This is a genomic window from Rhizobium sp. CB2179 (assembly GCF_057653455.1).
Genome location: NZ_JBYGKR010000004.1, coordinates 264,267 through 289,489 on the forward strand (window position 1 = coordinate 264,267; position 25,223 = coordinate 289,489).

The window sequence follows — 25,223 nt, forward strand, 5'->3', positions numbered from 1 at the left end:
GCGTGCCATGCCACGTCCTTTCAACTAAGCCGTGACGCTATCCGAACTCGGAAAAAATTGGCTGATGAAGACAGGCTGCACTGGGGACTGAACAGCCTGATTTTTAAGCCTGTTTGCCGCTTGACACATTTTTGGGCGCTACTATGATTTTTGAACCAAATGGTAAAAAAGGGGAACAATCAATGACCAAAGATATCCTGATTTCACGCCGGGCAGTGATCGCGTCCGGCATTGCGCTTGGGGTCAGCGGCTTTGCCCCGCTGGCAAGGGCTGCTGCGCCGCTGAAGGTTGCCGGCATCCATGCGTCGCCGGTCGAAAACGCCTGGAACTCCTGTCTGCACAAGGCGTTGCAGGACGCCGCCAAGGAAGGCGTGATCGAATATGTCTTCTCCGAAGGCGTCTCCGGCACCGATTATCCGCGCGCCATGCGCGAATATGCCGAACAGGGCAACAAGCTGATCATCGGCGAGGCCTATGCGGTGGAGAAAGAAGCCCGGCAGGTCGCGGCCGATTATCCCGATACCGCTTTCGTGCTGGGTTCGAGCGGCGAGCAGGCCGGCGACAATTTCGGCGTCTTCGGCACCTGGAACCATGACGGCGCCTATCTCGCCGGCATGCTGGCCGGCAAGATGACCAAGTCGAATGTCGTCGGTTCGGTCGGCGCCATTCCGATCCCCGAGGTCAACATGTTGATCAACGCCTTCGCAGCCGGCGTCAAGGCGGTCAATCCCGATGCCAAGCACCTGGTCTCCTTCATCGGCACCTTCTTCGATCCGCCGAAGGCCCGCGAAGCCGGTCTTGCCCAGATCGATGCCGGCGCCGACATCCTGTTCGGCGAGCGCATCGGTACTGCCGATGCCGCCAAGGAGCGCGGCATCAAGTCGGTCGGCTCGTTGATCGACTATACGCCGCGTTATCCTGACACGGTATTCGCCAACGCCATGTGGTATTTCCGCCCGATCCTGGACGCTGCGATCGCCGATGTCGCTGCCGGAAAGCCGGTCGGTAGGAACTACACGTCCTACGGCCTGATGAAGGAAGGCGGCAGCGATATCGTCTTCGTGAAGGGCGTGGCGCCCGCCGAGGCTGAGGCTGCCATGGAAGCCAAGCGGGCGGAGATCAAGGCCGGCACCTTCGAAGTTCCGAAGATGATGGACGAGCCGAAGTAATTCGGCTGATGCGTGGCGATGCGACGGATCTGGCGGCAGCGATCAGGCATGGCAGCTTGAGCGCTGCAGAGGCGATGCAGGCGTCCCTTGCCGCGGCCGTGCTGCAGGAGCCGCTCGGCGCCATCGCCTATCTCGATGCCGCCATGGGCCTTGCCTCGGCCGACGACCGCGACAGTGAGCGGCGGAGCGCGCCCGATCGCTTTGCCGCGAGGCCCTTTGCCGGCGTGCCGACCTTGGCGAAGGATCTTGGCGGCCCCTTTGCCGGGCTGCCGGTAACGGCCGGTTCCGGTCTTTTCGAAAGAAAGGGCGGCGAAGCGGATTCCGATCTGGCTGCCCGTTTCCGCGACGCCGGCTTCTGTCTGTTTGGCCTGACGACGAGCCCGGAATTCGGCCTGTCGCTTGCCAGCGAACCGGCGATCGGACCGATCTGTCGCAACCCACTCGATCCGGCACGAACCGCGGGCGGCTCTTCCGGCGGTGCGGCGGCAGCGGTTGCCGCCGGGATCGTCGCGATTGCGCATGCCACCGATGCCGGCGGCTCGATCCGTGTGCCAGCCGCCTGCTGTGGCCTCGTCGGACTGAAGCCGACGCGCGGCGCCATCCCCGGCGGGCCATCCTTCGGCAACCACTTGGCCGGTATCGCAAGCGAACTCGCGGTCTGCCGTTCGGTGCAGGATACGGCGCTGATTTTCGACAGGCTGAGCGGCAAATCGCGAGGACCTTTTCCCGACCCCTCCCCTGTCGACAGCGATAACGGCCGTTTGCGGATCGGCCTGCTTGTTGATACCGGGTCGACCTATCCGACGGAGGGTGATCGGCTCGCAGCCGTCGAAGATGCGGCCCGTGCGCTCGAAAGCGACGGACACGTCATTGTTCCGCTGAACTGGGCCGAGTTCGATTGGAGCGTCGCTTCAAGCGGCCGCGCCTTCGCCGATATCGTCTCGGTCAATCTCGCAGCACTCATGAAGGCGGCGGCTCTCGATGAAGGCAGGGCCGAGCCTCTGACGCAGGCTTTCGCGGCGCGCGGACGAGCGCTGTCGGCCACCATGCTTTGGAACACGCTGAGCGAGGCCGTCCTGGTGAGCGGTAACCTTTGGGCGCTGTTCGACACGGTCGATTGCATCCTCATGCCGATGCTGTCTTCCGCGCCTCTTGCGATTGGCTCCTTTCCGTCCGATCATGCCGACACGGATCTGCATCTCGAGCGGATGACGGCATTTGCGCCGCTTGCCTGCCTCGCCAATATTTCGGGTTTTCCTGCTTTGACACTGCCTTTCGGACAGGATGAGCATGCCATGCCGCTGCCGGTGCAGATCATGGCGCCGATGGGTCACGAGCCGCGCCTCCTGTCGCTTGCCGGGCGCCTGGAGGCCGAGGGGCGATGGCAGCATCGTTTTCCCGTTACAGGACTACCGTCATGACCGGGCCTGTGCTGGAAATTATCGGCGTCAGCAAGCGCTTCGGCGACAATCTTGCCAATGACGATATTTCCATGACGCTTGCAAAGGGCGAGGTCGTGGCCCTGCTCGGCGAGAACGGCGCGGGCAAGACCACGCTGATGAGCATCCTTTTCGGCCATTACATGCCGGATGCCGGCCGCATTCTGATCGAGGGCACGGAGGTGCCGCAGGGCAAGCCGCGTGCGGCGATCCGCGCCGGCGTCGGCATGGTGCATCAGCATTTCTCGCTGGCGCCCAATCTGACCGTCCTCGAAAATGTCATGACCGGCACCGAAAGGCTGTGGTCCTGGCGCTCGGGAACGTCGGCGGCGCGGAAGAAACTCTTGGCAATTTCCGAGCGCTTCGGCCTCAAGGTCGATCCGGATGCCCGCCTTGGCGACTTGTCGGTCGGCGAGCAGCAGCGCGTCGAGATCCTCAAGGCGCTCTATAACGACGCCCGCATCCTGATCCTCGACGAGCCGACGGCGGTGCTGACCAATATCGAGGCTGAACGGCTGTTCACGACGCTAAGGGAAATGGCCCGCCAGGGCCTGTCGCTGATCTTCATCTCCCACAAGCTGGACGAAGTCATGGCGGCGGCCGACCGCATCGTGGTCTTACGCGGCGGCAAGATGGTCGCCGAACGCAAGGCGTCGGACACCAGCAAGGCGGAACTCGCCGAACTGATGGTCGGGCGCCGCGTGACGCGGCCCGTACGCGAGCCTTCCACACCCGGTGCCGTTGCCCTCGAAGCGGTCGATGTGACGGTGCGTATCGACGGCGTCGATCGATTGAAATCGATCAGCTTCCGCCTGCATCAGGGCGAGATCCTCGGCATCATCGGCGTTTCCGGCAATGGTCAGGCGGCACTGGCGCATCTTCTTTCCGGCATACTGTCGCGCAGCGCCGGCGACCTTCTGCTGTTCGGGAAAGCCATCGGCAATCTTGGTGTTACCGATGTCGTCGAAGCCGGCATCGGCCGCATTCCCGAGGACCGCAACGAGGAGGGTGTGATCGGCGAAATGGCGATCTGGGAAAACGCCGTGCTCGAGCGCATCGCATCGCCGGCGTTTTCTCGCCGTGGCCTCGTCAACCGCAAGGCGGGCATGGCCTTCGCGAAGGAGATTATCGACGGCTTCGATGTCCGCGGCGGCGGGCCGGCGATCCGCACCCGGCTGCTCTCCGGCGGCAATATGCAAAAACTCATTCTCGGCCGCAACCTGCATCGGCGGCCGCGCATCCTGATCGCGGCGCAGCCCGCGCGTGGCCTCGATGAGGGAGCGGTGGCGGCCGTGCACGCCCGTCTGCTCGAAGCCCGCCGGCAGGGCACGGCCGTGCTGCTGATCTCCGAAGACCTCGACGAGATGATCGCGCTTGCCGATCGCATACAGGCAATCGTCGGCGGCCGCCTGTCCCCGCCCGTCGCGGCCGAAAGCGCCGATGCCCGCAGGCTGGGGTTGATGATGGCCGGCGAATGGCAGGAAACCCCAGAGGCCGGCCATGCGATTTGAGCGCCGCGAACACGGTCCGCTTTACCTGCTGATCGTCACCCCTGTGATCGCGGTCATCGCAGCGCTGGCGCTGGCTGGCATCCTGATATCAATCGCCGGCGCGCCTGTTCTCGATGCCTATTGGCGCATCCTGACCGGTGCTTTCGGCTCGCGGCTGTCAGCGACCGAAACGCTGACGCGGGCAACGCCGCTGATGCTGACGGGGCTTGCCGCCGCCGTCGCTTTCCGGGCGCGGCTCTGGAATATCGGCGCTGAAGGCCAGTTCTATCTCGGCGCCATCGCCGTTGCCGCGGCAAGCTCGAAATTGCTCGGCAATCTTCCCGCACCTATCCTCATTCCGCTACTGCTGCTGGTCGGCGCCATTGCCGGCATGGTGCTGATCCTGATCCCGCTCTGGCTCAGGCTGCGCTTCTCGGTCGATGAAGTCGTCACCAGCCTGCTCCTGAATTTCATCGCCGTGCTCTTCGTCTCGATGCTCATCGACGGCATCCTCAAAGACCCGCTCGCCTTCGGCTGGCCGCAGTCGCAATCCGTCAGCGATCACGCCATGCTGCCCAAGCTGATCGCCCGCTCGCGCCTGCATATCGGCTTTGCGATCGCGATCGCACTGGCGGTCGTCGTCCATTTCGTCCAGTCCCGCACCGTGTTCGGCATGCAGTCGCGCGCTGCGGGCCTCAATCCCGGAGGTGCAGTCTTCGCCGGCGTCCCGCTCGGCAGGACGCTGGTGAAGGTTGCCTGCCTTTCGGGCGGGCTTGCAGGGTTGGCGGGCGCGATCGAGGTCATGGGCGTCAAGGGTTATGTGACGACCGATCTGTCGCCCGGCTTCGGATATGCCGGTATCGTTGTCGCCATGCTCGCCAACCTCAATCCGCTCGGCGTCGTCTTCGCCGCCATTTTCACGGCCACCATGTTCGTGGGCGCGGATGGCATGAGCCGCGGCCTCGCCATCCCGACCTATATCGCCGATGTCACGGTGGCGCTGTCGCTGCTGACGATGCTGATTGCCTTGTTCTTTACCCAATACAGGATCCGGCGATGATGCAGCTGTTCGACATCATTGCTTCCGCCGGGCTCTGGGCGGCAATCCTGCGGATCGCCACGCCGCTGATTTTCGGCACGCTCGGCGCCCTGCTTTGCGAACGGGCCGGTGTGCTCAATCTCGGCATCGAAGGCATCATGACCTTCGGCGCGATGATTGGCTGGCTTTCCGTCTATCACGGCGCCGATCTCTGGACCGGCCTGCTGATTGCGGCGCTGGCCGGCGGCGTCTTCGGTCTGCTGCATGCAGGCCTGACGGTGACGCTCGGCCTCTCCCAGCACGTCTCCGGTCTCGGCGTCACGCTGTTTGCCTCCAGCTTCAGCTACTATGTCTTCCGGTTGATCGTGCCGCTTGCCAATACCCCACCCACCATCGTGCCGTTCCAGCCGATCGCCATTCCGGGTCTCTCGACGCTGCCTTTCATCGGGCCGGCCTTCTTCACCCAGACGGCGCCGACCTATCTGGCGATCATTATCGCCCTGCTGATGGCCTACATCATCTTCCGCACGCCCGTCGGCCTTGCAATCCGCATGACCGGCGAGAACCCGCATGCGGCCGAAGCCCAGGGCGTCAATCCGATGAAGGTGCGTTATGGCGCCGTCATCATGGGAAGCGCGCTGATGGGAATGGGCGGCGCCTTCCTGACATTGTCGGCGTTCAACAGCTTTTTCCCGACCATGGTGCAGGGGCGTGGCTGGATCTGCATCGCGCTCGTCGTCTTCGCTTCGTGGCGGCCGGGCCGCGCGCTGTTCGGCGCCCTGCTCTTTGCCTTCTTCGACGCCTTCCAGCTTCGGCTGCAAACCGCACTCAGCGGGCTCGTGCCTTATCAGCTGTTTCTGATGACGCCCTATATCCTTTCCATTGCCGCCCTTGCCGTCATGGCCCGCCGCGCCCGCGTTCCGCAGGCACTGATGCAGCCCTATCGCCGCGGCGAACGATGAAACCGCCCACACTCAATGAGGCTCCGATGTTCGATCTGATCGTCAGAAATGCAAATCTCCCCGATGGCCGAAAGGGTATTGATATTGGCATCCAGGGCGGCAAGATCGTTGCCATTGAGAGTAATCTCCAGGCGCAGGCGGGAGAAGAAATCGACGCGACCGGCCGGCTGGTCAGTCCGCCTTTTGTCGATCCGCATTTCCATATGGACGCCACCCTATCGCTCGGCCTGCCGCGCATGAACGTGTCCGGCACCCTGCTCGAAGGCATTGCGCTCTGGGGGGAGCTGCGCCCGATCGTGACGAAGGAGGAACTGGTCGATCGCGCGCTGCGCTATTGCGATCTGGCGGTCACGCAGGGCCTGCTCTTCATCCGCAGCCATGTCGATACCAGTGATCCCAGGCTGGTGACCGTCGAGGCGATGATCGAGGTTCGCGAAAAGGTAGCGCCCTATATCGATCTGCAATTGGTCGCCTTCCCTCAGGACGGCTATTACCGCTCGCCGGGCGCGATCGATGCGCTGAACCGGGCCCTCGACATGGGCGTCGATATCGTCGGCGGCATTCCCCATTTCGAACGGACGATGGGCGAAGGCACGGCGTCCGTCGAGGCGCTCTGCCGCATCGCCGCCGATCGCGGCCTGCCTGTCGATATCCATTGCGACGAAACCGACGATCCGCTTTCGCGCCATATCGAGACGCTGGCTGCTGAAACCATCCGCTTCGGCTTGCAGGGGCGCGTTGCCGGCTCGCATCTGACCTCGATGCATTCGATGGACAATTATTATGTCTCCAAGCTCATTCCGCTAATGGCGGAGGCCGAGATCAACGTCATCCCCAATCCGCTGATCAACATCATGCTGCAGGGCCGGCACGACACCTATCCGAAACGCCGTGGCATGACCCGCGTTAGGGAATTGATGGACGCCGGGCTCAACGTGTCCTTCGGGCACGATTGCGTCATGGACCCCTGGTATTCGATGGGATCGGGCGACATGCTGGAGGTCGGCCATATGGCAATTCACGTCGCGCAGATGGCCGGCATCGACGACAAAAAGAGGATCTTCGACGCACTGACCGTCAATTCGGCGAAGACGATGGGGCTTGCAGATTACGGCTTGGAAAAGGGATGCAACGCCGACCTCGTCATCCTCCAGGCCAGCGACACGCTGGAAGCGCTGCGGCTGAAGCCGAACCGCTTGGCGGTCATCCGCCGCGGCAAGGTCATCGCCCGCTCGGCGCCGCGCATCGGCGAGCTTTTCCTCGACGGACGCCCGGCACGGATCGACGGCGGGTTGGATTACGTGCCTCGTTATTGAGATGCTGCGGAGGCTTTCCGGCTTACCGGAGGAGCTTCCATCTGCGCCAAAACAAAAGGGCCGCGAAGGCGACAGAAAATCCCTGGAAAATCAGAGCTTCCGGTACTGTCGCGGAATTTAGGAATTACGCGACGGTATGATGCCGAACCGTCTCCTAAGCATAGGTTAGGCACCAGCCGGGAGCGCGAACCCAACATCGCTCGACCGGCACCTCATCAGTACGATACAGCCGGGTCACCCGCTTGTGCTCCCCGCTTTCGAACGCCGCCGCGAGCGCTTTTTCCGATTCCTCATCGCGCATTCCTTCACAGGGGAAGATGGCGACCGGCGAAATCCATTGCGCGTGAAATTCCTCACCCCTGCGCATCACGAGGAACACCGCACCGCGAAGGTGCATGTTGCTCCAATTGCTGCTGGTAAATCCAAGATCGGTCGTAAGCGGTAGGATCAGCCTTCCGCCATTATTGAGCCGGTCCAGCCAGATATTCGCGGGCCGGGTCGCGCCCGCGTTCACATAGATCACATCGGCTGTATCGAAAGCCACGGAACTGCCATCGCCCGGAACTACGGAAACATTCGGATAGGGAGCGAGATTTGCTTTCGCGCGTGCGGCAAGCTCCGGCTCGAACTCGATCGCCGTCACCTTGCCGGATGCGCCAACGAGTTTCGCCATGATCGCAGAATAGTAGCCGGCACCAGCGCCAACATGCACGATATGCTCGCCCGCTCGCGGCGCAGCCTGCGAAAGCAGGAAGGCATGAAGTGACGGTTGTCCGTTGTTGATGTGGCGCTCAGGGACGATACCAACAACGTCATCCGTGTAGAGGTAAACCGGGTCGGCGGCCGGGGTCGGAACATAGGCTTTTCGCATTCGGAAGATCGGCCACGGACCGGGACCAAGGAAATCTTCCCGCGGCACTTCGGCAAAAGCTGTTTCAACACGCTCATCGGCAACTCTCGCAGCCGCCGTGATCTGCTTCGCATAAGCTCGCCGCACGATCTTCATTTCATCAGGTGTCATCGGCAGAACCGACTCCATGGATTCCTGTCGCGAAAGTCCCGAAACATGTGACAGATATGATCCAAGTCAATGTCGACCTGCAAAGTCCGCTCTAGGCGTCCTCGCCTCCTGCCATGAACGGCCGAGATGGGGTCGGAGCCGGCCGTTCAAATGTTGCAAAAATCCTAAGTTCGCGACAAAAATCGCCACCGCAGAAAAATCGGGGAAATTTCTGTCGCAAAGCAATTCACGTTGGGTTACGGGCTGGGCGAAACCGTGCCCACTACAATCCGCCCTGGCCCGGTGCTTTACTTCTTCGAGGCCTCGTAAAGCGCCTTGGTTTCGGCGTTCATCGGGTAGAGGCCGGGCAGCGATACGCCTTCATCGATCCTGGTCATGATCCAGGCTTCCATGCGCTCCTGTTCCGGCGCTTCTGTCAGCACGACGTCGAGCAGATCGGCTGGGATCAGCACCGCGCCGTCCTGGTCGACGACGATGATGTCGTCAGGGAAAACAGCCACGCCGCCGCAGCCGATCGGCTGCTGCCAGGCGACGAAGGTAAGGCCGGCGACCGATGGGGGTGCTGCGACGCCGCGGCACCAGACCGGCAGATTGGTGTCGAGCACGCCGGCAAGGTCGCGCACGACGCCGTCGGTGACGAGTGCGGCAACGCCTCTCTTCTGCATGCGGGCGCAGAGGATATCGCCGAAGATGCCGGCATCGGTGACGCCCATCGCGTCGACGACGGCGACACAGCCTTCCGGCATCGCTTCGATCGCGGCGCGGGTCGAGATCGGCGAGGCCCAGGATGCCGGCGTCGCCAGATCTTCGCGGGCCGGAACGAAGCGCAGGGTGAAGGCCGGGCCGACGATGCGCGGCTGGCCGGGCTTCAGGGGAACGGCGCCGCGGATCCAGACGTTCCGCAGGCCCTTCTTCAGAAGAACGGTCGTCAGGGTCGCCGTCGAGACGGTCTTGAGAGTTGCTATCGCTTCAGCGTTGAGGGCCATCGGTATTCGGTTCCAATTCGGTTTCTGTCAGATGCTCTGGATCATGCCGCCATCGACGCGGATCACCGATCCGGTGAGATAGGAGGCAGGTTCGCTCGCCAGGAAGGTGACGACATTGCCATATTCTTCCGGCCGGCCATAGCGGCCGAGCGGAATGCTGCCGGTGCTTTCTGCGACGACGTCATCGATGGAGCGGCTTTCGCGTTTGGCCTTCTGCTCGTCGAGGAAGGTGATGCGGCCGGTGGCGATCCGGCCCGGCAGGACGATGTTGACGGTGATGCCGTCGCGTCCGACCTCGCGCGCCAGCGTTTTCGACCAGCCGACCAATGACAGGCGCAACGCGTTGGAGAGGCCGAGATTGGGGATCGGCGCGACCACGCCCGACGAGGTCGAGGTGACGATGCGCCCCCATTTGCGCGCCCGCATCTCAGGCAGCACGCGATCGGTAATGGCGATGACGGAGAGGACCATGCTTTGGAAATACTGGTTCCAGAGCGTCGGATCCTGGCCGGAGACGGTGGTCGGCGGCGGGCCGCCGGTATTGTTGATGAGGATATCGACCGGTCCGAACTGGCGCTCGATTGCAGCGACACGCGCATCGATCGATCCGAGATCGGAGAGATCCCATTGCAGCGCCAGCGCCTTACCGCCTTCGGATTCAACCGAAGCCGCGGTCTTCTCAGCGGCGGCGAGATCTATATCCGCTGCGGCAATTCTGGCGCCTTCGCGCGCAAGTTTGACGGCAATCGCGCTGCCCAGTCCGCCGCCGGCGCCAAGCACCAGGGCCGTCTTGTCCTTCAGGCCGAAATCCATTTCATCTCCTCATATGGTCGGGCCATCTTTCGGAGCAATGGATCGTAAATAAAATATCGCTTCTGCTTCGTTCAAGAGATAGAAAAACTATCGATGGACACACGTTTTCTCGAAACTTTCATTGTCGTTGCCGAGCGGCACTCGCTGGCGGAGGCCGCCCAGCGGCTGAACCTCACGCCTGCGGCTGTTGCCCAGCGTATCCGCGCATTGGAGGCCGAGCTCGGGGTGAGGCTGCTGGTGCGCTCCGGCCGCGTCATGCGGCCGACGGAGGCGGGATTTGCCATTCTCGACCGCTGCAGGGATCTGGTGCGCGACACACGCGACCTGAAGGCGATGGCCGGTACGGCGACGATTTCGGGCGAGATGCGGATCGGTGCGATCAATACGGCGCTGACCGGCCTCGTTCCCGACATTCTCCACCGTCTCGCCCAGGATTACCCGCTGATCGAGATCTTCCTCAAGCCGGGCGCGTCGATGGACCTCTATGCCGAGGTTTTAAACGGCGCGCTGGATGCGGCCTTCATCATCGAGCCGCGATTTCCGATGCAGAAGACGCTGACTTTCAACAAACTGCGCCAGGAACCGCTGGTGCTGATCGCTCCGCGGGATTGCGAAGGGGCGGATCCGCTCGAACTGCTGCAGACCCTGCCCTTCATCCGCTACGACCGCAACCAGTGGGGTGGCCACATCGCCGACGAGTATCTGCGCGAGATCGGCATCCGCCCGGTCGAGCGTTATGAGCTCGACGCGCTGGAGGCAATCGCGGTGATGGTGGACCGCGGTCTCGGAATCTCGATCGTGCCGGATTGGGCGCCGCCCTGGCCGGCTGGCCTTGATATCCTCAAGCTGCCCCTGCCCCGCTCGTCCGCCGTGCGCACCGTCGGCATCGTGGTGACGCGATCCTCGCCGAGGACAAATCTCGTCGCCGCGCTTCTGGAAACCAGCCGCGCGGCGATGGGAGCCTGATCAATTTCAGGCGATCTTCTGGCGGACCGGCAGTTTCCAGCCGGGCCGGACGAAATGGCAGGTATAGCCGTTCGGAATCCGCTCCAGATAATCCTGATGCTCGGGTTCGGCTTCCCAGAAATCGCTGACCGGCACGACTTCGGTGACGACCTTGCCGGGCCAGAGGCCCGATGCATCGACATCGGCGATCGTATCTCTGGCGACGCGCTCCTGCTCAGGGGTGACGTAGAAGATTGCCGAGCGGTAGCTCAAGCCGACGTCGTTGCCCTGGCGGTTGCGCGTGCTCGGGTCGTGGATCTGGAAGAAGAATTCGAGGATTTCCCGATAGCTGATCCTTGCGGGGTCGAAGATAATCTCGATCGCCTCGGCATGGGTTCCGTGGTTGCGGTAGGTGGCATTCGGCACATCGCCGCCGGTATAGCCGACGCGGGTCGAAATCACGCCCTTGTATCGGCGGATGAGGTCCTGCATGCCCCAGAAGCAACCACCGGCGAGGACTGCACGTTCTTCGGTCATTGGATATCTCCTTTTCCGCAAGAGATAGTGTCTCCTGCCGCCGATTTCCACACGGTGCAAAGAGCACAGCTGTGCAATTTTCCGCCGATACGCCCGCCCCTGTCATGTCGATGTTACGCGCCGGCGCTAGCAAGGCCCCAGACATCCTGCGGAGGCGCAGCCTCGACACCTGATGGAGACGGGTTATGAATAGACGCGAATTTCTGATCACATCGTCCGCTGCAGCCGGTCTGCTGGCTCTTCCGCGTTTCGCATCGGCTGCGGCCGGAACGATCGATCTCTACAGTGGTTCGGATGCCAATATCGTCGACCTCTGGAACAACGTCATCCGCCCGGCCTTCGAAAAAGCGCATCCGGGTCTTGCCCTGAAGGTGACCGATGCCGGCGACAATAATGGACTGCGCGCCATCGGCGACCGCGCGCTCGCCGCGCTGAAGACGAAGACCGATCCGCAGGCCGATCTTTTCGAGCAGTTCGATCCGCGGCTGCCGTCCGGCGGCATCGACGCCGGGCTCTGGGTCAAGTTCTCCGCCGAAAACGTCGACGGTTACGACCGCATCAACCCGCTTGCCTTCGACACGCCCTATTCGCTGCCCTATCGTGGTTCGCAGGTCCTGCTCGCCTATGACAAGACCAAGCTCGATCCGAAGGATGCACCGAAGAGCTGGGATCAGCTCACCGCCTGGATCAAGGCCAATCCGGGCCAGTTCATTTACAACAGACCCGACAAGGGCGGTTCGGGCGGCAACTTCGTTCGCCGCGCGATCCATGAGGCGAACGGCCGCGATCCGAAGAAGTTCAAGATCGACAATTTCACCGCCGACTTCGCCACTGAGACGCTGACGCCGGCCTGGAAGATCCTCAACGACCTCGCCCCTGCGCTCTACGACAAGGGCGCTTATACAGCCGGCAACACCCAGTCGATCCAGCTGCTCGCCCAGGGCGTCGTCACCATGGTGCCGGTCTGGTCGGACCAGGTGCTGCAGGCGATCTCCCAGGGTGTGCTGCCTGATACGACCGGCCTGGTGCAGCTTACCGATCTCGCCCTTTGCGGCGGCTTCTCCAGCATCACCGTCTTCTCCAACGGCGCCAACAAGGATGCGGCCCTGAAGCTGGCCGCATTCATGCTGACGAAGGAAATGCAGGAAGCGATCATCACCGAGATCGGCGGCTTCCCGGCTATTTCCTGGGACCACATTTCCGACGACCTTCGCAAGAAATATGCCGACGTCATTCCGTCGACCATTCCGACCTTCCCAGGCGGCAATTGGGAAACGACGATCAATGACGGCTGGTATCGCAACGTCGCTCCAGGCATCAGCCGCACCTGATGTCCACTGACATTGCACGGGCGGTTCTGCGTCGTCACCGGTCCATCAACAGGGGGAGCTCCATCGGGCTCCTCCTCGTTGCCCTGCCGGTCTTCCTGCTCGCATGGCTGATCGTCTTCCCGATCTTTTCGGCGGTCTTCGGCACGATCTTCGTTCGTGGCCCTGACGGCGCGACGGAGTTTTCTGTTGCCTCCTACCGCTTCTTCTTCACCGACGGCTACAGCCTCGGCAATCTGTGGCTGACGCTCTGGACCACTGCCGTCTGTGGCATTCTGCTTCTGGCGATCGGCCTTCCGATCGCGCTTTACCTCCGCTTCTCGCAAGGGCGTCTTGCCGCCTATGTGCAGGCGCTGGCAATCTTCCCGATGTTCGTGCCGTCGATCATTCTCGCCTATGCGCTGATCCGCACCATCGGGCCGAACGGCACCGTCGACCTGCTGCTGAACGCCATCGGCCTGCCCAAGCTGCGCACCCCCTATCTGACGCCGTGGGGGCCTGTCATCGGCCTCGTCTGGGACAATCTCCCGCTGACGGTCCTGATGCTGACATCAGGGCTCTCCTCCGTCTCGAACAGCGCCGTCGAAGCCGCAAGGGATGTCGGCGCAAGGCCGCTTCGTGTCTTCATCTCGATCATTCTGCCGCGCATGGGCAATTCGCTGCTGGTGACCGCTTCCTTCGCCGTGCTCGGCATCTTCTCCGCCTTCACCCTTCCCTATGTACTCGGCGGGGCGTCGCCGGAGATGATGGGGCCGTTCATGCAGCGGACCTTCGCCGACATGAACGACCCGCTGAACGCCATGACCCAGGCCGTCATCACATTCGGCTTCTGCCTGATCTTCGGCATCCTCTATATCAGGTCGATCGCCCGCAACCGCGAGGCCCAGCCATGAATGCGGGCAGATCGGGCTTCGGCCTGCGCTTCGACTGGATCGGCCTGCTCTTCGCATGCCTGCTGACGCTGTTCATCGCGCTGCCGCTGATCGTCGTCGGAACCTGGGCCTTCACCGAGGTCTGGCGTTATCCCTCGGTGATCCCGCAGCAATTCGGCCTGCGCTTCTGGGGCCAGACGCTGGCGCGCGGGGATGTCTGGGACGCGCTCTTCCTCAGCCTGCGGCTGACGGCGACGGTGACCCTGCTCTCCGCCATCATCTGCCTTCCCGCCGCTTACGCCTTCGCGCGCATGCGTTTTCCCGGCAGGAATATCTTGTTTCTCTCCTTCCTCGCATCGCATGCCTTTCCGAAATTCGGCCTGCTCGTCGCCATTGCCGGCATCTTTCTGCAGCTCGGCCTGATCAGCACCTTCTGGGGCGTCGTGCTGATCCAGCTTGTCGGCACGCTGATGCTGATGATCTGGATTCCGGTCGCAGCCTTCCAGAATGTCGACCGGCGCATGGAAGAGGCGGCGCGCGATGCCGGCGCAACCCCGCTGCGCGTCTTCTGGTCGATCACCCTGCCACAGGCCGGACCCACGATCGCAGCCGCACTGCTTTTGACCTTCGTCGGCACCTTCTACGAGACCGAAGGTGCCTGGCTGATCGGCGCGCCTCAGATCCGCACCATGCCGGTGCTGATGATCAGCTTCATCAACAACCAGATCGTCGTGCAATACGGCGCCGTACTGTCAGTCATGCTGTGGGTGCCGTCCTTCATCGCGCTGATGTTTGCCCGCCGCGTGATCGGCACCGGCGCATTCGCACGAGGCTTCGGCGCATGAGGCGCGTACCGGTTCAAGGAAGGGTTTGAGAATGGCACATCTTTCGATCGAGGGCGTTTCGAAGCTGTTCGGGACCACCTTTGCCGTTCGCGACTTCTCGCTCGAAGTGGGCGACGGCGAACTCGTCTGCCTGCTTGGCCCATCCGGTTCCGGCAAGTCGACGCTTCTCAGGATGATCGGCGGCTTCGAGCGCCCGAGCGGCGGAACGATCCGCATCGACGCGAAGGATGTGACGACGCTGCCGCCCGAGCGACGCCCGACCGGTATGGTATTCCAGAGCCATGCGCTCTGGACGCACATGGATGTCTTCAACAACATCGCCTTCGGCCTGAAGCTCCGCCGGCTGCCGAAATCCGAAATCCGTGAGCGTGTCGAGGATACGCTTGCGCTGGTCGGCCTTGCCGACTACGGCCGCCGGATGACGACGCAACTGTCAGGCGGTCAGCAGCAGCGCGTCGCGCTTGCCCGCTCGCTGGTGCTTGAGCCGAAGATCCTTCTGCTCGACGAGCCCTTCGCCAGCCTCGACCAGCACTTACGAGAAAGGCTGCGGGAGGAAGTGCGCGATATTCAGCAGCGCCTCGGCATCACCACGCTCTTCGTCACCCATGGCCAGGACGAGGCCTTAGCGCTCGCCGACCGCATCGTCGTCATGCGCGACGGGTGCACCGAACAGATCGCGCCGCCGAGCACCATCTACCGGCAGCCGCAGACGGCCTTCGTCGCCGGTTTCATCGGCTCGATGAATTTTGTCCAGAGTCAGACCAGAAACGGCGTCTGCGAACATCCGCTCTTCCCGCTTGCGGTTCCTGTCGAGGATGGGCCGGTGACGCTGGCCGCCCGCCCGGAAGCGCTGACCATCCGTCCCTCGGAGCGGGTCGATGCCGCGACAGTCCATCGCATCGTCGATGTCGGCACCCACAAGATGGTCGATGTCGATCTTGCCGACGGCAGCCGTCTGAAGGCGATGGTGGCGCCGGACGATCGCATCCGGGCCGGGATGAGGGTCGAGCCGCGTTTCGCCGGCTTTTTCGTCTTCCGCGACAACGAGCTCGTCCATCAGTCGATGCCGGCAAAGGGCGATGTGGAGATCGAAGAGCTCCTGCGAGTTTAGACGCTCGGGCGCGCCGGTTCACGCCTTGCTCTGGAAGCCTTCCAGCAGCCAGGGATGCAGCGCCTTGCTGGCGGCAAGGATATCGCCCTGCCCGTTGACTTCGGCCCCGGAAAACCGGGTGACGATGCCGCCCGCCTCTTCGACCAGCAGCGCCGAGGCGCCGAAATCATGGATCGCGAGCCCGTCCTCGAAGAATCCGTCCAGCCGGCCGCAGGCGACATAGGCGATCGACAAGGCTGCCGAGCCGAGGCGGCGCAAACCCGCCGTATTGGCCATCAGCCGTTTGATGGCTTCGAAATAGGTCGCTTCCGCAACCGCCGTGACCTGGCCGGGGATCGGCAGCCCGGCGCCGACAAGCACATTCTCGATGTCGCCGACATCGGCGCAGCGGATACGCTCGCCGTTGAGATAAGCGCCGCCGCCGATCTCGGCGCTGAACAGCTCGTCCTGCATGGCGTCATAGACGACGCCCATGACGAGCCTGCCGCCTTCGACGATCGAGATCGTCATGCCGAAATGCGGAATGCCCCAGGCGTAATTGGTCGTGCCGTCGATCGGGTCGATGTAGATGATCGGCGTTTCTGGACCCGCCGTGCGGTTGCCGACGGCTTCCTCGCCCTGGATGGCATAGTCCGGGAAGGCCTTCGTCATCTCGTCGACGATGATCCGCTCGACGGCGACATCGATTTCGGTCTGATAATCGCGCGGCGCCTTGGCGAGCATTTCTGCCGACGTTCGTCGCCGCAGCGAGCCACGGGCGGTCTCGCCCGCCTTCAATACCGTTTCGGCAAGCACAACGAGGCGGGACGAGGCGGTCGGGGAAAGACGCGCGGTAATCGAGGGTGATGTCATGAGGAAGGTCCGGATGTAGCGGAGGGAATCGCGAGAAGCCATCCCTTCGCAGAGGCTGATGATGGTTTTATGAAGCGCTCGTCACACCGTGCCGGTTATCTCAGGATCGCTTCAAGCTCGGAAGTGGTCGGAAACGCCTTTCTTGTTCCATGTCTTGAGACGGTGATGGCTGCGGCCGCGGCTGCGTGTTCGATGGCTAGACGGTCCAGCCTCTGCCCGCGCATCACGCAGGATGCCAGTGCTGCGGCCATGAAGGTATCGCCTGCGCCCGTTGTATCCACAACATCGCAGACCTGGGCCGGTACTTCGACACTATCGTGCCGGTTCACGAGCATCGCGCCGTCGCTGCCGAGCGTCAGAACGACGTCTCGCAGGCCCCGGCTTAGCAGATATTCGGCAGCCTGCCCGCCCGTCGTTCCCGTCAGGGTCTGCGCCTCGCCCTTGTTGAGGAAGGCGATGTCGATCAACCCCCAAAGATCAGAGAAATAAGAGCGCACCGGCGAGGGATTGAAGGCGGTGACCATGCCCATCGCTCTTGCATGCTCCAGGATATCGCGGGTCGTCTGGTCGGACAGATTGCCCTGCAGCATCATAAGATCGCCAGGGCCGGCCGTCGACAGGATCCGCCTGACATCGGACAGGGACAGGCTCTGCGCCGCTTCCGTCGTCGTGACGATGGCATTTTCGCCGCCCGGCAGCCGGAAGATGATCGAGACATCGCTCGATGCATTTTCCATTTCGATCAGTTCGCTCCGAAGCGGTTCGTCCGCGAGGTAATGGCGTATTGTATCGGCCCTCGCATCCCTGCCGATGGGCGCCACCAGCGTTGTCGGAACGCCGCAGCGGGCCATGACGACCGCCTGGTTCGTGCCCTTGCCGCCGAGATCGCTGCCACCGGCATTGCCGAGGATGGAGGCACCGATAACGGGAAGTTCGGAGACGGCGATGGTTTCGTCGATGGCGACGTTACCGACTATGTAGGCGCGCATGCATCCGCTTTCGCAAGGTGAAGCTAAAGATAAGGCGCATCGTGAAAATCGATCTCGAGTTGCATCGCCCGGCCGAAGATTGCGCTGAGCCGCGCTTTCTCATCCTCTTCCAGCGTTTCTCCTGCCATGTCGAGTTCATTCTTCAGCCATTGCGCCTGGGCGGCGAAATTCGGATCGACATGCAGGTCGACCCATTCCTTCAAGAGGGGATCGCTGATCGGGCGGTTAGCTGCTTCCTTCGACCAGGTCCAATACATCCACTCGGCCGCAAACATCGCCGCGACCGTGTCGAGGAAGCCGCCTTGGCGAGCGATTTCCAACATGCCGGCGCGAAAGGCCTCGACCTCGGCGATGCCGGTGTCGAAGGACGAGGGATCGATGCCGCGGCCGGCGAAGGTGCGTTCGAAATAGGCGATCTGCTCGTTGGCAAGCGCGTCGAGAACCGCGATCAGCCAGCGCTTCTGCGTCATGGTGTTGGCGGTCGCCGCCGCATAGGCGAAGATCGAGATGGCGCTGTCGACGAAGGCGCCTTCATAGACGAGATAACGCTCGAAAGCCTCCTTGCTCAGCCTGTCGTTCTTCACGTCCTCGACAAAGCGGTGGTTCAGCATCGCGCCAAGGACAGCGTTGTTCTCGCGCAGGATGCGGGCCGAAAGGCTCTCTGCCGCCATGCTCAGCCCTCCAGGCCCGGTTCGGCCGCCGCGCGGAAGGCGCGCACGCGCTCGATATCGACCGGGTTCCACCAGACGCCGCCGTGTTTCAACGAAGACGCAACGATGACGCCATTGGTGCGGGCGAGAATATCGACGATATTGTCCTTGTTGACGCCGGAGCCGACGAGCAGCGGCAGGTGTGTCGCCGCGCCGATTTCCTCGATCTCCTCCATCGTTGCCGAATTGCCGGTCCGTTGGCCGGTGGCGATGACGCCGTCGGCATCGAAGAAGGCGAGATCGCGCGTCAGCTCCTGGATCGAACGGTCGGCGACGATGGCGTGGCTGCCATGCTTGACGTGGCTGTCAGCAAAGACCTTGATGTGTTCGGCCCTCAGCAGCGAGCGGTAGCGCATGGCTTCGGCGGCCCTGCCCTCCATAAAACCTTCATTGGCGACATAGGCATTGGCCCACTGATTGACGCGGATGAATTTGGCGCCACCGGCCATGGCGATGGCGAAAGCCGGGATCGGCGCATTGGCCAGCACGTTGACGCCGAGCGGAATGCCGGCCGCGCGCGCGATCCGGTCGGTGACGACAGACATGAAGCCGGTCGTCTCGGGGCCGATATCCTCGGGCTTCGAAAACGGCACATCGCCGTGATTTTCGATGATCAGCCCATGCAGGCCGCCTTCCATGCAGGCTTCGGCGTCGCGCATGCAGGCGTCGTAAATCGCATTCATCGCAGCCCCTCGGTAGCGCGGCGCGCCCGGAAAGGCCGGGCAATGGATCATGCCGATCAGAACCTTGTCCCTGCCGAAGATATCCCTGATGGCGTGGGACGGCCTGTCCGAAATTTCCTGCATGTCATTCCTCCCTTTCCAATTCCTGGCGCGTGCCGACATCACGCCTGCTTTTCGGTGAGCCAGCCGAGGATGTTCTTCCAGAGCCGGCCGTAGCCCTCCCATTCACAGAAAGCGGGCGAGAGCCAGTGCGGGCCGATATCCGACGTCCAGGCCGCCGTCCGGCCAGTGCCATGCGTGCCGACGACGAGCAGCGGATGGCCGCCCTGATCCTCGGGCAGGCGCGCGACGATCTCGACATCGGCGCGGGCTCGCACTTCGACCTCATTGACGCCGAGAAGCACCGGCCAGGCGCCTTCAAGCCCCTGCACCGTCGGATGCTCCGGCTTCACCACCTCGGCAACCGTGCCCTCGGGGATCTCGACGCGGTCGTCGTAAGGCAGGCACGTGACGGGCAGCGTGTCTTCGACGGGGGTGCGCCGCCAGCGCGCCTTGCCGTCGATGCCCTGGAAGGAGAAGTAGCCGCCGACCATCAGCAGGCCGCCGCCCTTTTCCACCCATGCCTTCAGAAGTTTCAGCCGGTTCGGCACCGTGCGCGAATGCAGCCATACATCCGGCGGCAGCAGCAGCGAATTGGCGCCGATATCCGAGAGGATGATGGCGTCATAGGCATCGAGCCCCGCCATATCGAAGGGGAACTTCTCCACTGCCTCGTGCGCCGGCATATAGGTGAGCTCGAAGGCGCTGCCGGCGAGCGCTTTCACCAGCGGTTCGGCGCCGAGATGGAAGGTGACGCTGCCGAACTGGTCGAAGCCTTTGTAATGCGTGGCGGAGCTGACCCAGCTCTCGCCGACAAGGAGGATTTTCTTGGTCATGGTCTGCGGTTACCTGTGATCGATTGATTGGATGGAGCTACGCTCCGGCATGAAAGACGCGGCGCGGATTGCCGCGCATCATCTCGTCGAGAACCGTCCTATCGAGGCCGTGCCGCTCCAGACGGGGAAGAAAATGGCGAAGGATATAGGCGTAGCCATTGCCGCCGTAATGCGTCAGCATCATCTTCAGAAAGACGTCATGCGACAGAAGAATCCGGTTGAGATATCCGGCCTCGACGAGACGCACGATCGCACGCGCCGCCTCCTCGTCGCTCGGGCATTGCACCTGCTGGTCGGCATAGAAGAAATCCATGCCGATCATGTCGTATTCGATGAAGGCGCCACGCTCCGCCAGCTCGCTCTGATAGGCGATGTCGTCATGCGACGGGTTCATGTGGCAAAGCACGGTATGGCGGAGATCCGCCCCCTCTTCGGCGACCACGTCAAGCACGCGGTGGCCGAGACGGAACCAACCCGGCAGATGCACCATCAGGGGAAGCCCGGTCAGCACCTGCGCACGCGCCGCACCGCGTAGCGACTTTTCCTCCTCGGCGGTGAAATCCGAGGAGACGCCGATCTCGCCGATCAGGCCGATCCTGACGCCGGTGCCGTCGACGCCTTGCCTCGCCTCGCGGACAATTTCACCCGCGATCTCATCGACGCTCATTGCCGCGACGCCTTCCGGATGCGAGGAGCCGAGGTAATAACCCGCCCCCATCACGATGTTGAGGCCGGATGCTTTCGAGATGCGCTGGAGCGCCAGCGGATCACGGCCGATGCCCTTGCAGGTCGGCTCCACCACGGTGCGCCCGCCCGCCGTCGCGAAATCCTTGAGTTCGGTCACCGCCAGATGTTCGTCGTCGAGCGTGATATTGTGCTTGTTGACGAAGGGGTCCTGCCGGAGTTCGCCGAGGATCTCCATGCAGACGAAGCTTTCGGCGAGATATTGCCGTTCCGGTGTCTTCGGCGCGTGCCACCAGCAGCGGCAATCGTTGAGGATATGCTCGTGCATCAGCGTCACGCCGAGCGCATCCGCCGAAATCGGGCCGGTGACGGTCATCACCTTGCCGGAGCGGACATGCGCTTCGGACAGGCTTTCTGCTGCCTGTTCGCTCATAGCTTCATCCTTTCCTGCCCAGCCGGAAATGGAAATTGGCCGTGAAGATGCGCGTGTTCAGCCAGATGGCGACGAGAATGATGGCGCCGGTGACGATCTGGGTGAAGAACGGCGATATGTGCATCAGGATCAGGCCATTGCCGATGACGGCGATGGTCAGCGTGCCGAGTACGGTGCCGAGAATGGTGCCGCGTCCGCCCATCAGCGACGTTCCGCCGAGCACGACGGCCGCGATCACCTGCAGCTCGAAGCCGACGGCGGCATTGGACGAGCCGGAGCCGAGGCGAGCGGCGATCAACAGGCCGGCGACGGCGCAGGCGACGCCGGAGATGATATAGACTGAGGCGATAATCCATTTGGCGGGCATGCCGACACGCCGCGCCGCCTCCGCATTGGAGCCGACCGCCACGACCTGGCGGCCATACTTGGTCGCGGTGATAACGACGTAACCGAGAATGGCGATGATGACGGCGATGACCGCGGGGATCGGGAAGCTGAGGATTTCGCCCCGGCCGAGCGCGAAGAAGCCCGGCGCATCCTTGATCGGAATGGAATAGCCCTGGGTCAGATAGAGCGCCAGACCGCGCAGGATCGATAGGCCGGCAAGTGTCACGATGAAGGCCGGGATGCCCTGATAGGCGACAAACCAGCCCTGGACCAGTCCCATGAAGCCGCCGAGCACGATCATGCCGATGACCACCGACGGCCAGGGAACACCCATCGCCATAACGATCGCCGCGACCGCGTTGATGAGGGCGACCTGCGAGCCGACCGAAAGATCGATGCCGCCGGTGATGATGACGAATGTCATGGCGATGGCGACGATCAGGATGGGAGCAGCCTGCCGCACGATGTTCAGGATGTTGCCGAGCGTGAAGAAGGTTTCGCTGCCGATCGAGAAGAAGATCATGCAGGCCAGAAAGAAGATGGCGATCGACAGGACCTGTGCGTGTTCGCCGAAGAAATCGGCGACGCGCGAGCCGTGGCCGCGTTCCGTATAAGCCGTCATTGTCTGGCTCCTTCACCGACGATCAGCCTGACGAGATCTTCGAGATTGGTGCTACCGATCTGCCGTTCGGCCACCTTCGTGCCCTCGTACATCACCGCAATTCGGTCACAGACCCGAAAGAGATCCTGCAGCCGGTGGGTAATGAGGATCACCGAAACCCCGTTCGCCTTGACGCGGTTGATCAGGGCCAGAACCGCTTCGACCTCGGCGACGGCAAGTGCCGACGTCGGCTCGTCCATGATCAGCACCTTCGGCTTGAAGGAGGCAGCGCGTGCGATCGCGATCGCCTGACGCTGCCCGCCGGAGAGCTGGGCGACCTTGCCGGTCAGCCTCGGGATGCGGATCTCAAGCGAATCCAGCATCTTGCGGGCTTCGGACAGCATCGTCCTGGTGTCGAGAAACGGCCCGCGGCTGAGTTCGCGGCCGAGGAAGAGATTGCCTACGACATCGATATGGTCGCAGAGACTGAGATCCTGGAACACCATTTCGATGTTTCTGCCACGCGCATCCGCGGGGCCGGAGAAGCGAACCTCTTCGCCTTCCATACTGATCGTGCCGGCATCGGGAATGTAGGTTCCCGAGATGATTTTCGTCAGCGTCGATTTGCCGGCGGCGTTATCGCCGACAAGGCCCAGGCATTCGCCGGGGAAGATGTCGAGATCGACGCCGCGCAGGGCCTGGTGCGAGCCGAACGACTTGCGGATGCCGCGCAGCGAGATGCGCGGGTCGGATCGGGTGCCGCCGGATGTTCCGGTTCCGGAGGATGCGACGCCTCCGGAACCGGCGGCAGCGATGTCACGCTGTCCGCTTTCGATCATTTGAAGACGGCCCGGTACGGCTCCACATTCTCCTTGGTCACTATGGTGATCGGCACCGAGATCGTCTTGGTGACGGCTTCGCCGGCCGAGGCCTTGACGAGCGCGTCGACGGCGGCACCGCCCATTGCGGCCGGATCCTGCTGGACGACGGCGACGACGAAGCCGGCATCGATGCCGGCAATGGCTTCGGCAGTCAGATCCCAGCCGAACACCTTGATCTTATCCTGCTTGCCCTGGCTCTGGACGGCGGCGATCGCCCCCATCAGGGCCGGCTCGCCGGTGGCGTAGATCGCGGTCAGGTCAGGATTGGCGGTGATCAGGTTTTCTGCCGCCGCAAGGGCGTTGTCCTGGATGTTCTGCCCGTCGACGACGCCGGCCATTTCAATGCCGTCGACGCCTTTCAGGGTCTTCTCGAAGCCGTCCTGGCGGATATTCTGGATGAACGAGTTCAGCGCTCCGACAACGCCGAGCTTGGCCTTGCCGCCCATGTTCGCCTTGACGTAGTCGAGGAAGTATTTGCCCATGTCGGCGCCGGCTGCGGCATTGTCCACGCCGATCTGCGCCTTCTGCGGACCATCAGGCAGGATGGCGTCGATGGCGACGACCGGAATGCCGGCATCGGCCGCCTGCTTGACCGCCGGCATGATGCCATTGACGTCGATCGCCACGACGGCAAGGCCGGAGACCTTTTCCTGGACGTAGGTTTCGATGGCACTGTTCTGCGCCGTCGTCTCGTTGTTGGCGTTGAAGATCACCAGCTTGACGCCAGCGGCATCGGCCGCCTTCTGGGCGCCCTCATTCATCTGATTGAAGAAAAGCGCCTGCTGGTTGATCTGCACCAGCGCGACAGTCTTCTTTTCCTGCGCCGCGGCGCTGGACAGGCCGATGAAGGTCAATGCCGTGAAGCCGGCGGCTGCGATCATCGTTCGTCTTGTCAAATTCAGTGTCATGTTCTCATCCTCTTTTGGTTTTTTGACGTTGCTGATTATTATTTCGCGGGCGGCGCAACGGAGTTCCGCACCACGATTTCGACAGGCAGGAGTTCTTCCGAGGCGGATGGTTTCCACTCGTGCCAATTGGTTTCCAGAAGCAGCTCCAGCGACCGCCGGCCGATCTCACGCACCGGCTGGCGGATGGCCGTCAGCGGCGGCGCAAAGAGATGAAGCGGACCGACGTCGTCGAAGCCGATGACTGAGATGTCGCCTGGGATCGAGACGCCTCGGCTTCTGAAGACCTCGACCAGCCCGATGGCGATCTCGTCGGAGCTGGCAAAGATCGCCGTCGCTTTTCGGTCTCCGGAGAGATAGTCGAGTGCCGCCGCACGGCCATATTCGATCGTATATTCGCCGGCATAGCGATCGGCTCGGGCCTCGCCGCCATGCCGCTCCCTGAGCGCCTTCAGCAGGCCGTCATAGCGCCTGCGGGCGCTGATCATACGCTCGTCGCCGCCGATGAAGAGGACATGGCGATGGCCTTGTTCGGCCAGGTGCTGACCGGCGAGATAGCCGCCCTGCTCATTGTCGCAGAATAGCTTCGGCGCCTTCGAATCGGGAATGTCCTCATCGACGATAATAACCTTGCCGCTGCCGTTGATCAGCGCGGCAAGCGCGCCATCGTCGGGGTGGTTGGTGACGAAGATCAGACCGTCGACGTGATTGCGCTCGATCAGCTGCAGATATTCAATCTCGCGTCCCGGCCGGTTGAGGGTGGCGTGCAAGGAGACCGCGAGCTTCTTTTCATCGGCCGCCTGCTCCACGGCGGCGACGAGCGTCGCGAAGAAGGGATTGGCGATATCGGGCACGACGAGGCCGATCGTATCCGAGCGCCCCCTGCTTAAGCGACGCGCATGCGGGTTCGGCCGGTAGTTCAGCGTCTTGATCGCATCCTCGATGCGCTTCTTGGTCTGAAAGGGAAGATCGAGACTGCCATTGACGAAACGCGACACGGTGGTGATCGACACGCCGGCCGCTGCCGCAACATCCTTCAGACTTGGTGTCGTTCCCTTGGCCATTGACTGAACCTATTGTAAAGCGGTTTAGTAAACCGCTTTACAAGACAATATCGATTGTGCCCCGTTGTCAACAGCGATGATCGTGCGGCATTCGTTTTTCTTGCGATCCGATCGAAGCTCGACCGGACAAGCCCTCAGGCGATCGTCCGGTCGAGCTTGTCGCGCAGCCAGTCGCCGGTGATGCTTTCGAGATCTGGCTCGACGGCGTCGCCGGGTTCGATTTTAT

At 62.7% G+C, this 25,223-nt stretch carries 25 protein-coding genes; 11 read left to right on the forward strand and 14 right to left on the reverse strand.

Translation table 11 applies throughout. The features are described from left to right. Window positions 1-182 precede the first annotated feature (182 nt). The 6 genes from AC244Q_RS32830 to AC244Q_RS32855 are packed head-to-tail and all read left to right on the forward strand — an operon-like array spanning window position 183 to window position 7,415. The gene (locus AC244Q_RS32830; RefSeq protein WP_017997174.1) at window positions 183-1,169 is read left to right on the forward strand and encodes a BMP family protein; all 987 of its coding nucleotides are present in this window, start codon (window positions 183-185) and stop codon (window positions 1,167-1,169) included. Between the two features lie 8 nt (window positions 1,170-1,177). Then, window positions 1,178-2,590 (forward strand): amidase, encoded by a 1,413-nt coding sequence (locus tag AC244Q_RS32835; protein WP_128405785.1) that lies wholly within the window; start codon window positions 1,178-1,180, stop codon window positions 2,588-2,590. Next, window positions 2,587-4,119: an ABC transporter ATP-binding protein gene (locus tag AC244Q_RS32840; RefSeq protein ID WP_017997176.1), complete on the forward strand. Its 1,533-nt coding sequence runs from the start codon at window positions 2,587-2,589 to the stop codon at window positions 4,117-4,119. The genes AC244Q_RS32835 and AC244Q_RS32840 overlap by 4 nt, the downstream gene beginning before the upstream one ends. Further along, the gene (locus AC244Q_RS32845) at window positions 4,109-5,158 is read left to right on the forward strand and encodes an ABC transporter permease (RefSeq protein ID WP_017997177.1); all 1,050 of its coding nucleotides are present in this window, start codon (window positions 4,109-4,111) and stop codon (window positions 5,156-5,158) included. Before AC244Q_RS32840 ends, AC244Q_RS32845 begins: the two co-directional genes overlap by 11 nt. Continuing rightward, a complete protein-coding gene (locus tag AC244Q_RS32850; protein ID WP_017997178.1) occupies window positions 5,155-6,099 on the forward strand; it encodes an ABC transporter permease in 945 nt (314 codons plus the stop codon). Before AC244Q_RS32845 ends, AC244Q_RS32850 begins: the two co-directional genes overlap by 4 nt. Window positions 6,100-6,125: 26 nt before the next feature. Beyond that, window positions 6,126-7,415, forward strand: coding sequence for an amidohydrolase family protein (locus AC244Q_RS32855; RefSeq protein WP_020487149.1), 1,290 nt, complete (start codon window positions 6,126-6,128; stop codon window positions 7,413-7,415). A 154-nt stretch (window positions 7,416-7,569) separates the two neighbouring features. Here AC244Q_RS32855 and AC244Q_RS32860 read toward each other — a convergent pair whose 3' ends face one another. The 3 genes from AC244Q_RS32860 to AC244Q_RS32870 form a co-directional block, all read right to left on the reverse strand. Beyond that, window positions 7,570-8,454 carry a protein-L-isoaspartate O-methyltransferase family protein gene (locus AC244Q_RS32860; protein ID WP_128405784.1) on the reverse strand — a complete coding sequence of 295 codons (885 nt, stop codon included), beginning with the start codon at window positions 8,452-8,454 and terminating at the stop codon, window positions 7,570-7,572. A gap of 269 nt (window positions 8,455-8,723) precedes the next feature. Further along, window positions 8,724-9,422 carry a ribonuclease activity regulator RraA gene (locus AC244Q_RS32865; protein WP_017997180.1) on the reverse strand — a complete coding sequence of 233 codons (699 nt, stop codon included), beginning with the start codon at window positions 9,420-9,422 and terminating at the stop codon, window positions 8,724-8,726. A 27-nt stretch (window positions 9,423-9,449) separates the two neighbouring features. Beyond that, entirely contained in the window at window positions 9,450-10,235 is a 786-nt protein-coding gene (locus tag AC244Q_RS32870; protein WP_012760073.1) for an SDR family oxidoreductase, read from the reverse strand. Window positions 10,236-10,328: 93 nt separating this feature from the next. On the opposite strand from AC244Q_RS32870, the gene AC244Q_RS32875 reads away from it, so the two are divergent. After that, window positions 10,329-11,201, forward strand: a complete 873-nt coding sequence (locus AC244Q_RS32875) for a LysR family transcriptional regulator (RefSeq protein WP_113545361.1) — start codon at window positions 10,329-10,331, stop codon at window positions 11,199-11,201. Between the two features lie 6 nt (window positions 11,202-11,207). On the opposite strand, the gene msrA is transcribed toward AC244Q_RS32875, so the two are convergent. Continuing rightward, on the reverse strand, window positions 11,208-11,717 hold the full coding sequence (msrA, locus tag AC244Q_RS32880) for a peptide-methionine (S)-S-oxide reductase MsrA (protein ID WP_012760071.1): 510 nt from the start codon (window positions 11,715-11,717) through the stop codon (window positions 11,208-11,210). Between the two features lie 185 nt (window positions 11,718-11,902). Between msrA and AC244Q_RS32885 the strand changes: the two genes are divergently transcribed. From AC244Q_RS32885 to AC244Q_RS32900, 4 genes are read left to right on the forward strand one after another with little or no spacing between them, the layout of a single operon-like run. Beyond that, on the forward strand, window positions 11,903-13,048 hold the full coding sequence (locus AC244Q_RS32885; protein ID WP_017997182.1) for an extracellular solute-binding protein: 1,146 nt from the start codon (window positions 11,903-11,905) through the stop codon (window positions 13,046-13,048). Then, window positions 13,048-13,938, forward strand: a complete 891-nt coding sequence (locus AC244Q_RS32890) for an ABC transporter permease (RefSeq protein ID WP_017997183.1) — start codon at window positions 13,048-13,050, stop codon at window positions 13,936-13,938. Before AC244Q_RS32885 ends, AC244Q_RS32890 begins: the two co-directional genes overlap by 1 nt. Beyond that, window positions 13,935-14,762, forward strand: coding sequence for an ABC transporter permease (locus tag AC244Q_RS32895; RefSeq protein WP_017997184.1), 828 nt, complete (start codon window positions 13,935-13,937; stop codon window positions 14,760-14,762). The genes AC244Q_RS32890 and AC244Q_RS32895 overlap by 4 nt, the downstream gene beginning before the upstream one ends. 31 nt (window positions 14,763-14,793) lie before the next feature. Then, window positions 14,794-15,873, forward strand: a complete 1,080-nt coding sequence (locus AC244Q_RS32900) for an ABC transporter ATP-binding protein (RefSeq protein ID WP_128405783.1) — start codon at window positions 14,794-14,796, stop codon at window positions 15,871-15,873. Between the two features lie 18 nt (window positions 15,874-15,891). Here the strand turns inward: AC244Q_RS32900 and AC244Q_RS32905 are convergent, their stop codons facing one another. The 10 genes from AC244Q_RS32905 to AC244Q_RS32950 all read right to left on the reverse strand — a co-directional run bounded on the left by AC244Q_RS32905 (window position 15,892) and on the right by AC244Q_RS32950 (window position 24,997). Continuing rightward, window positions 15,892-16,725 (reverse strand): inositol monophosphatase family protein, encoded by an 834-nt coding sequence (locus AC244Q_RS32905; RefSeq protein WP_026157694.1) that lies wholly within the window; start codon window positions 16,723-16,725, stop codon window positions 15,892-15,894. Between the two features lie 95 nt (window positions 16,726-16,820). Continuing rightward, window positions 16,821-17,714 carry a ribokinase gene (locus tag AC244Q_RS32910; protein WP_017997187.1) on the reverse strand — a complete coding sequence of 298 codons (894 nt, stop codon included), beginning with the start codon at window positions 17,712-17,714 and terminating at the stop codon, window positions 16,821-16,823. Window positions 17,715-17,737: 23 nt separating this feature from the next. Further along, a complete protein-coding gene (locus AC244Q_RS32915; RefSeq protein ID WP_017997188.1) occupies window positions 17,738-18,385 on the reverse strand; it encodes a TenA family protein in 648 nt (215 codons plus the stop codon). A gap of 2 nt (window positions 18,386-18,387) precedes the next feature. Next, window positions 18,388-19,230, reverse strand: a complete 843-nt coding sequence (locus AC244Q_RS32920) for a BtpA/SgcQ family protein (protein ID WP_012760066.1) — start codon at window positions 19,228-19,230, stop codon at window positions 18,388-18,390. 38 nt (window positions 19,231-19,268) lie between these two features. Continuing rightward, window positions 19,269-20,042: a glutamine amidotransferase gene (locus AC244Q_RS32925; RefSeq protein WP_012760065.1), complete on the reverse strand. Its 774-nt coding sequence runs from the start codon at window positions 20,040-20,042 to the stop codon at window positions 19,269-19,271. Window positions 20,043-20,079: 37 nt separating this feature from the next. Then, entirely contained in the window at window positions 20,080-21,159 is a 1,080-nt protein-coding gene (locus AC244Q_RS32930) for a phosphotriesterase family protein (RefSeq protein WP_012760064.1), read from the reverse strand. Window positions 21,160-21,163: 4 nt separating this feature from the next. Beyond that, window positions 21,164-22,168: an ABC transporter permease gene (locus tag AC244Q_RS32935; RefSeq protein WP_017997190.1), complete on the reverse strand. Its 1,005-nt coding sequence runs from the start codon at window positions 22,166-22,168 to the stop codon at window positions 21,164-21,166. Then, a complete protein-coding gene (locus tag AC244Q_RS32940; RefSeq protein ID WP_012760062.1) occupies window positions 22,165-22,986 on the reverse strand; it encodes an ATP-binding cassette domain-containing protein in 822 nt (273 codons plus the stop codon). The genes AC244Q_RS32935 and AC244Q_RS32940 overlap by 4 nt, the downstream gene beginning before the upstream one ends. Further along, window positions 22,983-23,936, reverse strand: a complete 954-nt coding sequence (locus AC244Q_RS32945) for an ABC transporter substrate-binding protein (protein ID WP_012760061.1) — start codon at window positions 23,934-23,936, stop codon at window positions 22,983-22,985. Before AC244Q_RS32945 ends, AC244Q_RS32940 begins: the two co-directional genes overlap by 4 nt. A gap of 38 nt (window positions 23,937-23,974) precedes the next feature. Continuing rightward, entirely contained in the window at window positions 23,975-24,997 is a 1,023-nt protein-coding gene (locus tag AC244Q_RS32950) for a LacI family DNA-binding transcriptional regulator (protein WP_017997192.1), read from the reverse strand. Window positions 24,998-25,223 lie beyond the last annotated feature (226 nt).